We start from the raw sequence: 13,900 nt of genomic DNA on the forward strand, positions 1-13,900 counted from the left end.
GGGGGTTCAGATGGCCAAGGCCAAGCGCATGTACGGCTGCACCGAGTGCGGCGCAACCTTTCCCAAGTGGGCCGGGCAATGCGGCGAATGCGGCGCCTGGAACACCCTGACCGAAACCATGGTCGAGAGCGGCGGTGCCGCCGCCCCGAGCGGGCGCACTGGCTGGGCCGGACAGCAGGCACAGATCAAGACCCTGGCCGAAGTCAGCATCGAAGAGATTCCACGTTTCTCCACAGCCTCCGGCGAACTGGACCGAGTGCTCGGCGGTGGTCTGGTGGACGGCTCGGTGGTACTGATCGGTGGCGACCCCGGCATCGGCAAATCGACGATTCTGTTGCAGACCCTGTGCAACCTCGCCAAGACCATGCCGGCGTTGTACGTCACTGGCGAAGAGTCCCAGCAACAGGTCGCCATGCGTGCACGTCGTCTGGGCCTGCCGCAGGATCAATTGCGGGTCATGACCGAAACCTGTATCGAAACCATCATTGCCACCGCCCGTCAGGAAAAACCCAAGGTGATGGTGATCGACTCGATCCAGACGATTTTCACCGAACAACTGCAATCGGCACCGGGCGGCGTGTCCCAGGTACGCGAAAGTGCGGCGTTGCTGGTGCGTTACGCCAAGCAAAGCGGCACGGCGATTTTCCTGGTCGGCCACGTGACCAAGGAAGGCGCGCTCGCAGGGCCGCGGGTTCTGGAGCACATGGTCGATACCGTGCTGTATTTCGAAGGCGAGTCCGATGGCCGGTTGCGTTTGCTGCGAGCGGTGAAAAACCGTTTCGGCGCGGTCAACGAGCTGGGCGTGTTCGGCATGACCGACAAGGGCTTGAAGGAAGTCTCCAACCCTTCGGCGATTTTTCTCACCCGCGCTCAGGAAGAAGTCCCGGGCAGTGTGGTGATGGCGACGTGGGAAGGCACTCGGCCGATGCTGGTGGAAGTCCAGGCGCTGGTGGACGACAGTCACTTGGCCAATCCGCGCCGGGTCACGCTGGGTCTGGATCAGAATCGTCTGGCGATGTTGCTGGCGGTGCTGCACCGTCATGGCGGCATTCCGACTCACGATCAGGACGTGTTCCTCAACGTGGTCGGCGGGGTGAAGGTGCTGGAAACCGCGTCCGACCTGGCGTTGATGGCCGCCGTCATGTCGAGCCTGCGCAACCGTCCTTTGCCCCATGACTTGCTGGTGTTCGGCGAAGTCGGTCTGTCTGGCGAAGTGCGCCCGGTGCCAAGCGGCCAGGAGCGTTTGAAGGAAGCCGCCAAGCACGGCTTCAAGCGCGCAATCGTGCCCAAGGGCAATGCGCCGAAGGAAGCCCCGCCAGGCTTGCAGATCATTGCGGTGACACGACTGGAGCAGGCGCTGGACTCGTTGTTCGAGTGATCAGACGTCGATCAGCGCCCCGAGCTCGCGTTCCAGTTCGGTTTCGTCGGCCAGATTGAGTTCGATCAAGCGACGCAGGCGCTGAATCGACTCCAGGCTGATGTGCCGGCACACGAAACCGAGCTGGCCGTGATCTTCATGAGCCAGTTGCACATCCATCTCGATGTGCACGTCTTCGCTCAGATGAATGTCGACGAAAAAGTCCTGCTCGGGATTGCCCAGCCAGGGCTCGGGCCGCTCGATCAGCAGCCCCTTGAGCGAGAGGTCGATCAGCTTCACCGGCCAGATGTATTCGCCCTGGCTCAATTCGGTTCTGGCATCGAACGCGATACGTTTGAAGCGGCGACGCTCGGACGGGTGCTCGCTCATGGCGCAATCCTCAGGAAGGTCAGCTGACTATAGACCCGACCGGCGGGGTGATGCCAACGAATGGACTGTCTAGACCAATGTCGGGGTATGGCCTTTGCCGCCAACAGCGCTAAACTCGGGGTGGCTGTCTTTCTTGTCCACCCTGGCTGGAATAATAAAATGAAAAATAATAATAGCCTGCTACGCCACTTACCCTGGCTGCTGCTGGCAATCGTAGGAGCGTGCGCCCTTGGCGTAGTGGCATTGCGCCGAGGCGAGGCGATCAACGCCTTGTGGATTGTGGTCGCCGCCGTGGCCATCTATCTGGTTGCGTACCGTTACTACAGTCTGTTCATCGCTAATAATGTGATGCAACTCGATCCGCGTCGGGCCACCCCCGCCGTGCTCAACAACGACGGTCTGGACTACGTTCCGACCAACAAACACATTCTCTTCGGTCACCACTTCGCGGCTATTGCCGGCGCGGGGCCGCTGGTCGGTCCGGTGCTGGCGGCGCAGATGGGCTATCTGCCCGGTACGCTGTGGCTGATCGCCGGCGTGGTGCTGGCGGGCGCGGTGCAGGACTTCATGGTCCTGTTCATGTCCACCCGCCGCAACGGCCGTTCCCTGGGCGACATGGTGCGTGAAGAAATGGGCCGCATCCCCGGCACCATCGCGCTGTTCGGCTGCTTCCTGATCATGATCATCATCCTCGCGGTGCTGGCGCTGATCGTGGTCAAAGCCCTGGCTGAAAGCCCGTGGGGCATCTTCACCGTGATGGCGACCATCCCGATCGCGATGTTCATGGGCATCTACATGCGCTACATCCGTCCGGGCCGCATCGGCGAGATCTCGGTCATCGGCGTGTTGCTGCTGCTCGGTTCGATCTGGCTGGGCGGGCAGATTGCCGCCGATCCGGTCTGGGCCAAAGCCTTCAGCTTCACCGGTGTGCAAATCACCTGGATGTTGATCGGTTATGGCTTTGTCGCCGCCGTGCTCCCGGTGTGGCTGATCCTTGCACCGCGTGACTACCTCTCCACCTTCCTCAAGATCGGTACCATCGTCGCTCTGGCGATCGGCATCCTGGTGACCATGCCCGAGCTGAAAATGCCGGCCCTGACCCAGTTCGTCGACGGCACCGGCCCGGTGTGGAAGGGCGGTCTGTTCCCGTTCCTGTTCATCACCATCGCCTGCGGTGCGGTATCGGGCTTCCACGCGCTGATCTCCTCGGGGACAACGCCGAAGCTGCTGGATAACGAAACCAACGCCCGTTACATCGGTTACGGCGGCATGCTGATGGAATCGTTCGTGGCCATCATGGCCATGGTCGCGGCCTCAGTGATCGAGCCAGGCGTGTACTTCGCCATGAACAGCCCGGCCGCCGTGGTCGGCGGTGATGTGGTGGCTGTGGCAACCGCGGTCAGCAACTGGGGCTTTGCCATTACCCCGGAAGCCTTGCAAGCCGTGGCGCATGACATCGGCGAAACCACCATCCTGGCCCGTGCCGGTGGTGCGCCGACCCTGGCGGTCGGTATCGCGCAGATCCTGCACAGCGTCCTGCCGGGTGAAAACACCATGGCGTTCTGGTACCACTTCGCGATCCTGTTCGAGGCGCTGTTCATCCTGACCGCTGTGGACGCCGGCACCCGTGCCGGGCGCTTCATGCTGCAGGACCTGCTCGGCTCCTTCGTACCGGCACTGAAACGTACCGAATCCTGGACCGCCAACCTGATCGCTACCGCCGGTTGTGTGGCGATGTGGGGCTGGTTGCTGTATCAGGGCGTGATCGATCCGCTGGGTGGTATCAACACCCTGTGGCCGCTGTTCGGCATCTCCAACCAGATGCTGGCCGGTATCGCACTGATGCTCGGCACCGTGGTCCTGATCAAGATGAAGCGCCAGCGCTACATCTGGGTCACCCTGTTGCCGGCCACCTGGCTGCTGATCTGCACCACGACCGCAGGCTTCATCAAGCTGTTCGACGCCAATCCGGCGATCGGCTTCCTGTCGCTGGCCAAGAAATACAACGACGCACTGGCCGCGGGTCAGGTGCTCGCTCCGGCCAAGAACGTCGAGCAGATGCAGCACGTGATCTTCAACGCCTACACCAACGCCACATTGACCGCGCTGTTCCTGTTCGTGGTATTCAGCATCCTGTTCTATGCGCTCAAGGTCGGCATCGCCGCCTGGGGCAAAAAAGAGCGTACGGACAAAGAATCGCCATTCCAGGCCCTGCCGGACGCGTAACCAGAGGATTGCAGCATGTTCAATGACCTGAGTCGCCTCGGTAAATACCTCGGTCAGGCCGCGCGCCTGATGGTCGGCATGCCCGACTACGACACCTACGTCGAGCATATGCAGACCAAGCACCCGGACAAACCGGTGATGAGCTACGAGATGTTCTTTCGCGAACGTCAGGAAGCCCGTTACGGTGGCAAGGGTGGGCCGAAGTGCTGTTGATCTGACAGCCTTCGGTTGATGCAGTCCCCAGCTGTGGGAGCGGGCTTGCTCGCGAAAGCGGTGTGTCATTGAGCAATGATGTCGACTGACACGACCCCTTCGCGAGCAAGCCCGCTCCCACATTTGTTTTGTGTTGTTCATCAATTTTGCGAAGGGGATCGATGTTGTCTTCTCCAATACCTGTAACGGTGCTCAGCGGTTTCCTCGGCGCCGGCAAGACCACCTTGCTGCGCCATCTGTTGAAAGCCGAGCACGGCCTGAAAATCGCCGTGATCGAAAACGAATTCAGCGACGCCGGTATCGATACCCAATTGCTGGGCGACGAGCCGGTGCAAGTCATGACCCTGGCCAACGGCTGCGTCTGCTGCACCATTCACACCGACCTGACCAAGGCCCTGTATCTGCTGCTCGAACGGCTGGACAGCGGCGAAATCGCTTTCGATCGACTGGTCATCGAATGCACCGGCCTGGCCGACCCGGCCCCGGTGGCGCAGACCTTTTTCATCGACGAAGAACTGCGCGAGCGTTACCTGCTCGACGGCATCATCACCCTCGTCGACGCGGCCCACGCCGAACAGCACCTGACCCAGACCATCGCCCAGGCGCAGATCGGTTTTGCCGACCGCCTGCTGGTGAGCAAGACCGATCTGGTGGACGAGGCTGCGTTCACGGCGCTCAGCGAGCGCCTGACCCGCATCAACCGCCGTGCACCGATCCGCGTGGTCGAACACGGCAATATCGATCTGGCTGAATTGCTCGATGTGCGCGGTTTCAACCTGAACGCCGATCTCGGTGGCGGGGTGAGTCTGCGGCCGGTGAGCAAGGCGCCATCCATCGACCGGATTTCCAGTCTGGTGCTGCGTACCGACCAGCCGCTGGATATCGATCAGCTCAGCGAGTTCATGAATGAATTGCTGGAAGAGCACGGCAAGCAATTGCTGCGCTACAAAGGCGTGTTGAACATCGCGGGCGAAGATCGGCGGCTGGTGTTCCAGGGCGTGCTGAAACTCTATGGCTTCGACTGGGACACCGAGTGGGCGGAAGGCGAGGCGCGGGAAAGCGTGATCGTGTTTATCGCCGACGATTTGCCGGAAGAGAAAATCCGGGCGGGGTTTACCAGGGTGGCGGCGAACTGAGTCCGCCGCGCTTTCAGTGCGTGGAACCGCTGAGAATCGTCTGCTCCAGGTGATCCAGATGACGGTTCATCAGCGACACCGCCTCGACGGCGTCATCACGCTCGATCGCCTCGACGATCCGGGCGTGATCCTGCCAGCCGCAACAGCTGTGCGTGGTTTCTGTGCATCGCGCAATCGCCAGTGAGGTCAGCGGCACCAACGTGCCGAGAAAATGCGCCAACGGTGCATTCCGCGCCATTTTCGCTACCTGCAAATGAAACTCCCCGGACAAGCGAATCGCCGCCCCGCGCCGATCTTTATCCACAGCCTGACGCTCCCGTTCGATCAACGCTCGCAGGCGCTTCAGATCTTCAACCTGCACATGCTGACAAGCCAGTCGCACCAGCGTGTTCTCGGCCAGGCGCCGGGCGTGCAGGGCCTGACGTATCTGCTCGGTATCCGGCGCGGCCACTCGTGGTCGATGGTTGGCCCGCAGTACGATGATCTGTTCGTGGGACAGTTGGGTCAGCACCCGACGCACATCGGCGCGGCTGACGCCGAACATCTGCTTGAGACTTTCTTCGGTGAAACGGCTGGCAGCATCGATGCGCTGTTCGAGGATTGCGTCGAACAGGCGCGGATACAGATCCTCCACCGGCGCGTGCAGGCGGGAGAAGGGCAGGGCCGTCGAGATCGGGCGAGGGTGCGACGGCGTGGCAAGACTGTTCATGGCCGGTCTCCAGTGTGAGGCGTTTCAGTGGCTCAGGTTGTCATCCGGAATATTCAGCTCGATGCCCATCCGCTGGCCTTCACGCAGGATGTGCCGACGCATTTCGGCACTGGCCTGGGCGCTGTTCTTGCTGCGGATCGCGCGCACCACGGCTTCGTTTTCTTCAAGGCGTTCGGCCAGGTGCTCCGGCGAATTGCGCAGCACCTCGGCGCTTTGCTTGAGGGCGTTGCTGGTCTGTTGCACCACACTCTGGAAAATCGGATTCGAGGTCAGGGTGAACAGCTCCTCGTGGAACGCGATGTAGGCGCTGACCCCGGCCTCGCTGTCGCCCGCTTCGAGGGCTTCGCGCATGTCCATCAGGGTCAGGCGCAGCTGGCCGACTTCCTTGCTGCTGATCGACTGCGCCACCAGCCCGACGATGAACGGTTCGAGGGTGTAGCGCAGTTGCAGCACGTCTTCGAGGCTGGCGCCGGCCACTGCGCTGTCGTGGCTCTGACTGTCACTGGCCTGGGCGTCGAGCACCACCACGCCTTTGCCGGGCATCGAGCGCACCAGGCCGAGGGTTTCCAGCACGATCACCGCTTCACGCAGGCTCGGGCGGCTGATGCCCAGTTGTTCGGCCAGTTCGCGCTGACCCGGCAGCATCTCGCCGGAGCGCCACTGACCACGGGCCAGCGCAGCCCGAAGTTTTTCTACCACTGAGTTGACGACGGTTGATGAAGTAATCATGGGTTCGCTCCATGTGCCGTGCCTGCATTGGCGCAGGCACGGCGGTCATTCAGAATTCTTTGGCCGCCGCTTGAGCGACGGTTTTTCTCGGCTGAAAGTTATAGCCCTGCTCGCCGTTGAGCACCTTGTTCGCCCGTTGCACGTCGATGTCCTTTTCCCAACGGGCGATGGCCACGGTGGCAACGCAGTTGCCGATCAGATTGGTCAGTGCCCGGCCGATGCCCATGAACCAGTCCACCGCCAGCACCAGCACCAGACCGACCACCGGAATCGCCGGGATGGCCGTCAGCGTGGCCGCGAGAATCACCAGCGCCGACCCCGGAATGCCGTGGGCACCTTTGGAGGTAATCAGCGATACCAGCAAAATCGTCAGCAGATCGGTCATGGCCAGTGGCGTGCCGGTGGCGTTGGCAATGAACACAATGGCCAGGGTCAGGTAGATCGAAAAACCGTCGAGGTTGAACGAGTAACCGGTAGGAATCACCAGCCCGACGGTCGAGCTGCCGATGCCCAGATGTTCCAGCTTGCGCATGATCTGCGGCAGCACGGCATCGGAGGATGCAGTGCCCATGACGATCAGCAGTTCTTCACGCAGGTACTTGAGCAGCGGCCACATGCGCAGGCCGGAGAGGCGCATTACCAGACCGAGAATCAGCGCGACGAAGGCGATGCAGGTCAGGTAGAACAAGCCGACGAGGCTGCCCAGATGTTGCAGCGAATCCAGGCCGTATTTGCTGGTGGTGAAGGCGATGGCGCCGAACACGCCGATCGGTGCCAGACGCACGATCATGCCCATGATCCGGAAGATCACGTGGCTGAGCTCGTTGATCAGCCGCGAGATCCCGGAAGCGGCTTCGCCCACCAGATTCAACGCGCTGCCGAACAGCACCGAGAACAGCAGCACCTGGAGGATATTGTTATCGGCGAAGGCGCCGAGTACCGAGGTCGGGATCAGATCCATCAGGAACTGAGTGGTGGTGTGCATATGCTGGCCGCGTTCGGCGATGTCGCCCATGTCGGCGGCGGACAGTTGCTCCAGATGGATGTTGGCGCCGCTGCCGATTCCGGTGGTGAAGGCGAACACGAGACCGATCACCAGGGCGATGGTGGTCAGCACTTCGAAGTAGATCACCGACTTGAGGCCGATGCGCCCGACCTTCTTCAGATCGCCCGCGCCGCTGATGCCGCTGACCACCACGCAGAACACGATCAGGCCGATGAGCATCTTGATCAGTTTGATGAAACCGTCGCCGAGCGGTTTGAGCTGGGCCGAGTATTCGGGAAGGGTCAGCCCGCAGACGATGCCGAGCATCAGTCCGAGAACCACTTGGAGGAAGATTGAACGCGAGCACCATCTGAGCATGGGAGGAATCCTGGTCGGTGTCCTGGCTGCCGTGCGCGGGGCGCATCAGATTCAGGACTTAATTATTGTGGTCTTACCGGTATGTCCAGTGCGGGTGCAGTCTAGGCGCTGTTTTTTACGGATCGCAAGTGAAAAATGACGAATTGGCATTACCGGTCTGACCAGTTGAGCGGCAAGTCCCATTCTTGAGCGATTCAGCTGTTTGAAAAAATCCGGGCGAAAAAAAACCGGCCAATCACTTGGCCGGTTTTCTTGCTGCGGGTTTAACGTCGCAATTAAGCGCCGTATACCGGCAGTTTCTTGCAGATGGCTTTGACTTTCTCACGAACGGCGTCGATCACCGCTTCGTTGTTCAGATCAGCCAGGATGTCGCAGATCCAGCCAGCCAGCTCTTTGCACTCTGCCTCTTTGAAGCCGCGAGTGGTCACGGCCGGAGTACCGAAGCGCAGGCCGGAGGTGACGAACGGGGAGCGTGGGTCGTTTGGCACGGAGTTCTTGTTCACGGTGATGAACGCTTTGCCCAGAGCGGCGTCGGCGTCTTTACCGGAGATTTCCTGCTTGATCAGCGACAGCAGGAACAGGTGGTTTTGAGTACCGCCGGAAACCACGTCGAAACCGCGCTCGATGAACACACCGGCCATGGCCTGGGCGTTTTTCACCACTTGTTGCTGGTAAGCCTTGAACTCAGGCTGCAGTGCTTCTTTGAAGCAGATCGCTTTGGCGGCGATCACGTGCTCCAGCGGGCCACCCTGGGCACCCGGGAATACGGCGGAGTTCAGCTTCTTCTCGATGTCGGCGTTGGCGCGAGCCAGGATCAGGCCACCCCGTGGACCGCGCAGGGTCTTGTGGGTGGTGGTGGTCACAACGTCAGCGAACGGAACCGGGTTCGGGTAGACGCCAGCGGCGACCAGACCGGCCACGTGAGCCATGTCGACGAACAGGTAGGCGCCAACCTTGTCGGCGATGGCACGGAAGCGCGGAAAGTCGAGGATCTGCGAGTAGGCAGAGAAACCGGCCACGATCATTTTCGGCTTGTGTTCAACAGCCAGGCGCTCGACTTCGTCGTAGTCGATCAGACCGTTGGCGTCGATGCCGTACTGGATGGCGTTGTACAGCTTGCCGGAGGAGGAAACGCTGGCGCCGTGGGTCAGGTGACCGCCGTGAGCCAGGCTCATGCCCAGGATGGTGTCACCGGCCGACAGCAGGGCCAGGTAAACAGCGGCGTTGGCCTGGGAACCGGCGTGCGGCTGAACGTTGGCGTAGTCGGCGCCGAACAGCTCTTTGGCGCGGTCGATAGCCAGTTGCTCGACAACGTCGACGTACTCGCAACCACCGTAGTAGCGCTTGCCCGGGTAGCCTTCGGCGTACTTGTTGGTCAGTACCGAGCCTTGAGCTTCCATCACCGCTGGGCTGGTGTAGTTCTCCGAAGCGATCAGCTCGATGTGTTCTTCCTGGCGCTGGGCTTCTTGCTCCATGGCGGCAAAAAGATCGGCGTCGTACTTGGCAATAGTCAAATCACGGCTGAACATGGCGGTCCTCAAGGATCGGGGGCAGAAAAGGGGGGCATTCTAACCCAACGGGTTTTGGATGGCATATGAAACGACATCATGTCGCAGACAAGTGGCGTTCATGACCAGATGTGTGGCGTCCGTGCCGGCCTTTTCGCTGACCAGCCGGTTTGCACAATAACCGAGGCCGCCCCGCGATTTTGTGATCGACATCAATCCCTGTGGAAACGAGCTTGCTCGCGAAGAACGCGCCGCCGATCTTCAGTCGAACATGAACAGCGCATCATTGCTGAACTGCGCTTCGAACCGGCCCGCCGGCATCGGCCGCCCGAACAGATAACCCTGAACCTCGTCGCAGCCATGCTCGCGCAGGAAGTCCAGTTGCTCATGGGTTTCCACGCCCTCGGCGATTACCGCCAGATTCAGGCTGTGGGCCATGGCGATGATTGCCCGGGCGATCTGCGCGTCCTGCTCGCCGGACGGCAGGCCGTCGACGAAGGTGCGGTCGATCTTCAGCACGTCGATCGGGAATTGCTTGAGGTAGTTCAGCGACGAGTAGCCGGTGCCGAAGTCGTCGACTGCAATGCTCAGGCCGAGGTTCTTCAGACCGGCAAGAATCTGCATCGCCTCGCTGACTTCGCGCATCAGGATACTTTCCGTCAGTTCCAGCTCCAGGCAAGCCGGCGGCAGGCCGGTCTCGCGCAGGATCGTGGCGATCCGCGTGCCGAGCTGGCCGTCGGAGAACTGCCGCGCCGAGATGTTCACCGAGACCTTCGGTACGCGCACACGGTTCTGGTGCCAGGTCTTGAGCTGACGGCAAGCCTCGCTGATCACCCAGTCGCCGACGTCCACCACCAGCCCGAGTTCCTCGAGCACCGGTATAAAATCCCCCGGTGGCACCAGCCCGCGACGGGGATGACGCCAGCGCAGCAGGGCTTCGGTGCCGGTCAGGCGTTTGCCGTCGCCGCTGAACTGCGGCTGATAATAGAGCACGAATTCATTCTGCTCCAGGGCGTGGCGCAGGTCGCTTTCCAGTTCCAGACGTTCCAGCGCACTGGCGTTCATGTCGGCCTGATAGAACTGGAAGTTGTTCTTGCCGCGCTCCTTGGCGTGGTACATCGCGGTGTCGGCGTTTTTCATCAACTGGCTGAGTTCATTGCCGTCCTGCGGGCTCAGGGCGATACCGATGCTGGCGGTGACGAAGAACTCGCGCCCCTCCAGCACGAACGGTCGCACCAGACTGCCAAGAATCTGTTCGGCCACGTGGATCGCACGGTTCAGCGCCATTTCGCGGCTGGAGCGGTGTTGCAGCAGCAGGGTGAATTCGTCGCCGCCCATCCGCGCCACGGTGTCGTCATCATCGACGCAGGCCAGCAAGCGCGTGGCCATGTCCTTGAGCATGCGGTCGCCGGCGGCGTGGCCGAGGGAGTCGTTGATCGGTTTGAAACGGTCGAGGTCGAGGAACATCAGCACCACCCACGACTTCTGCCGTTCGGCCGATTGCAGCGCGGTGTGCAGACGGTCCTGGAACAGCGTGCGGTTCGGCAGGTGGGTCAGGGCGTCGTAGTAGGCGAGGCGGTGAATCCGCTGCTCGCTGGCCTTGCGCTCGCTGATGTCGCTGAAGAAACACACGTAACTGGCCAGGTCGCCCTCGTCATCGAGCACGGCGGTGATGCCGACCCACGCCGGGTAGTGCTCGCCGTTGCGGCGCTTGAGCCAGACTTCACCTTCCCAGGTGCTGTGCTGGTGCAACTGCTTGAGCACGTAGCGCAGGTGTGCGTCCTGCTGTTCGTCGACGGTCAGCATGTTCGGCAGCTGGTCGAGCACTTCACCCACCGCGTAACCGCTGACCCGGCTGAACGCCTCGTTGGCCTGCACGATGTAACCGGCCGGGTCGGTGATCAGGATTGCCGAGGTCGAGTGTTCGAATACCGTGGCCGCCATGCGCAGGTCTTTCTCGGCGCGGCGCTGCTGACTGATGTCGCGACCGACCCCGAGCACGCCTTCGAAGGCGCCATGCTCGTCCCACACCAGCACCAGGCGCAGTTCGATCGGGATCTTGCGGCCGTCGGCGCGCAGGCAGTCGAACAGGAACAGCTGGGTCTGCACCTGGCTGCGCAAAATCACCAGTTGTTCGGGTTTGCCCAGGGCTTTGCTGACGCGATCCATCAGGTGATAGATGCCGCTCAGTTGCTGCGGGTTGGCGATGGTCGACTGCCAGCCGTTCTGGAAAATCCACTCGGCGTCATAACCGAGCACGGCTTGCACCGAGGGGCTGACGTAGTTCAGCGAGAGCTTGCTGTCGGTGGAGAAAATCACGTCGCTGATGCTTTCGGCGAGCATCCGGTAGCGCTGTTCGCTGTCACGCAGGGATTCGCTGGCTTCGATCTGCTCGGTGATGTCCTTGGCCACGCCGATGATCCGCGTGACCTGATCGTGCTTGTCCCGGGCCAGCGCCTGTTCGCGAATATCGAAGCGCCGCCACTCGCCGTCGCGATGACGGAAGCGCAGCTGGCATTGCAACAACTGGCTGTAACCGGCGTGACGCTGCATCTGCCGTGAGCGGTGGTAATAGTCGGCGTCTTCCGGGTGCAGGAGAATTTCCCAGAAGTACTCGCCCATCTGATGCAGTTCGGTGCGGTTGTAACCGAGGGTCTGGCCGAGGTGATGATTGCTGAAGATCATCCGCTGGCTGATCACGTCCTGCACATACAGATGATCCGGAACGGTGCGCACCACATCCGACCAGAAACCTTCGCGCTCCAGCAGCGACAGTTCGATCAGTTTGCGGCTGGTGATGTCGTTGATGCTCAGGATCACGGCCTTGTAGTCGTGCTGTTCCTGGGGCAGTCGCAGCACCAGCCACAGGTGCTGGTCGCGGCCATTGATGTCCGGCAGTCTGATTTCCAGTTCCAGCTGCTTTTGCTGCTGGAGCACGGCGTCGAGCACCTGATTGCCGATGGCGCACTGACTGTGCGGCTGACCGTCGATCAACAGTTGCCAGGCGTGGTCGCAGGAGTTGACGTTGAGCAGTTGCAGCGCGACCTGGTTGACCTCGGTCACCCGCAGTTCGTGGAGCAATTGCTGGCGCTGTGCCGGCTGGTCGAGCCAGGCCTTGAGCTGGTCGCTGGTCTGGATCTGGGCCCTTTCGAAAACCTGTTTGAGCCCCGAAAGATCCAGCACGCACAATGCCACGCCGGTGCCTTCGAAAATATCCTGATAACGCCGACGCCCCTCATGCACCTGACGCTGACGGCGACGCATGTTGAGCAGGGCGATAAACGGCAGCAGCGACAGCGCCAGGCCCAACAGGCATTTGCCGATGAACGCCGGCAGCAGTTGTTCGAGCACATGCTGGCGGTCGAACAGGCCACGCAGTTGCCAGTCGCTGCTGCTCAGCGGCACTGTCAGCACGCTGTTGGCGAGATCGTCCGGGGTCAGGACGCTGGTGCTGCCGACGGGCATCGCTTCGTCGCGGCTGATGATCTGATGGTTGATGCGGTTTTCCACCAGCCACAGAGGACGGATGCCTGTTTCGCCTTGTTTGGTCAGTGCTTTAAAGAAGGTGGGTGTCAGCCGCAGCGCCCAGTAACCGCGAGTGCTGCCACTGGCCTGATGCAGCAGCAGATGCACCACCGAACCGTCTTCGTCGTTGCTGAAGTAATGCGCCTGAGCGCGACTGCGGCGCACCAGATCGCTGAGGTAATCGGCGTCATGGCTGTCGGCGGCGCTGTCGCTGAGGATCTTTCCGGACGGGCTGAGCAGGGCCAGGCTGCGCAGGTCGGGCAGTGATTTCTGAAGTTTGCGCAGGAGTGCCTGCTGTTCGTCGGCCGACTGCGGTTGTTCGACGATCGGTAGCAGGTTGAGGGCGATCTGCGCGTTCAACGCCATGTTCAGGCTGACCTGAGCGGCGAGGTCGGCGGTGTAGTCGATGGTGTACTGACGCTGGTTTTTCTGGGTTTCACGCAGTTGATCGAGCAGTTGCCAGAACAGCAGCGCCAGCAGCAAAAGCACCAGCGTCGCCAGCGCGCCTTTCAAGGTTCCGCGCAGGGACGAGCCGGGCGCCGGTTGGGTGCTGCTCACAGAGGCTGGCGGAGTGACGTTGGACAAGCTGTAATCCTGCGGTCTGGCTGGACTGGCGCGACGTGCACTATAAGCCGGACGCCCAAGAGGCGGCTAGCATGCCTTGAGTTGTGGCGAAGTGCCAGCCCCACTCGGCTGGACTGCCTTCCGTCATTAAGGTAGCTTTGCCGGTTACGCGGGAGCGTT

General features: G+C 61.4%; 10 protein-coding genes. 4 read left to right on the top strand and 6 right to left on the bottom strand.

What is annotated here, in order from left to right:
* The first annotated feature begins 10 nt into the window (after positions 1–10).
* Complete coding sequence (gene radA / locus ACM6JM_RS26775; protein WP_039771749.1) at positions 11–1,378, top strand: DNA repair protein RadA; 1,368 nt, start codon at positions 11–13, stop codon at positions 1,376–1,378.
* On the opposite strand, the gene ACM6JM_RS26780 is transcribed toward radA, so the two are convergent.
* Positions 1,379–1,747: a PilZ domain-containing protein gene (locus ACM6JM_RS26780; protein ID WP_064599557.1), complete on the bottom strand. Its 369-nt coding sequence runs from the start codon at positions 1,745–1,747 to the stop codon at positions 1,379–1,381. It abuts the gene before it with no gap.
* 159 nt (positions 1,748–1,906) lie between these two features.
* Here ACM6JM_RS26780 and ACM6JM_RS26785 point away from each other — a divergent pair, with 159 nt between their 5' ends.
* The 3 genes from ACM6JM_RS26785 (at position 1,907) to yjiA (ending at position 5,322) form a co-directional block, all read left to right on the top strand.
* Positions 1,907–3,973, top strand: a complete 2,067-nt coding sequence (locus ACM6JM_RS26785; RefSeq protein ID WP_039771745.1) for a carbon starvation CstA family protein — start codon at positions 1,907–1,909, stop codon at positions 3,971–3,973.
* Positions 3,974–3,988: 15 nt separating this feature from the next.
* Positions 3,989–4,186 carry a YbdD/YjiX family protein gene (locus ACM6JM_RS26790; RefSeq protein WP_003228401.1) on the top strand — a complete coding sequence of 66 codons (198 nt, stop codon included), beginning with the start codon at positions 3,989–3,991 and terminating at the stop codon, positions 4,184–4,186.
* A gap of 161 nt (positions 4,187–4,347) precedes the next feature.
* On the top strand, positions 4,348–5,322 hold the full coding sequence (gene yjiA, locus ACM6JM_RS26795) for a GTPase (protein ID WP_200889812.1): 975 nt from the start codon (positions 4,348–4,350) through the stop codon (positions 5,320–5,322).
* A 13-nt stretch (positions 5,323–5,335) separates the two neighbouring features.
* Here yjiA and ACM6JM_RS26800 read toward each other — a convergent pair whose 3' ends face one another.
* The 5 genes from ACM6JM_RS26800 to ACM6JM_RS26820 all read right to left on the bottom strand — a co-directional run bounded on the left by ACM6JM_RS26800 (position 5,336) and on the right by ACM6JM_RS26820 (position 13,741).
* A complete protein-coding gene (locus ACM6JM_RS26800; protein ID WP_414882767.1) occupies positions 5,336–6,031 on the bottom strand; it encodes a GntR family transcriptional regulator in 696 nt (231 codons plus the stop codon).
* 24 nt (positions 6,032–6,055) lie between these two features.
* Positions 6,056–6,760: a FadR/GntR family transcriptional regulator gene (locus ACM6JM_RS26805; protein WP_039771741.1), complete on the bottom strand. Its 705-nt coding sequence runs from the start codon at positions 6,758–6,760 to the stop codon at positions 6,056–6,058.
* Between the two features lie 49 nt (positions 6,761–6,809).
* The gene (locus ACM6JM_RS26810) at positions 6,810–8,123 is read right to left on the bottom strand and encodes a C4-dicarboxylate transporter DctA (RefSeq protein ID WP_011336023.1); all 1,314 of its coding nucleotides are present in this window, start codon (positions 8,121–8,123) and stop codon (positions 6,810–6,812) included.
* A gap of 275 nt (positions 8,124–8,398) precedes the next feature.
* Entirely contained in the window at positions 8,399–9,652 is a 1,254-nt protein-coding gene (glyA, locus tag ACM6JM_RS26815) for a serine hydroxymethyltransferase (protein ID WP_009045723.1), read from the bottom strand.
* A 240-nt stretch (positions 9,653–9,892) separates the two neighbouring features.
* Entirely contained in the window at positions 9,893–13,741 is a 3,849-nt protein-coding gene (locus ACM6JM_RS26820; RefSeq protein ID WP_039771736.1) for an EAL domain-containing protein, read from the bottom strand.
* Between the last annotated feature and the right edge of the window lie 159 nt (positions 13,742–13,900).

It is taken from the genome of Pseudomonas sp. IT-P2 (assembly GCF_949767575.1).
Classification (GTDB): domain Bacteria; phylum Pseudomonadota; class Gammaproteobacteria; order Pseudomonadales; family Pseudomonadaceae; genus Aquipseudomonas; species Aquipseudomonas pharyngis.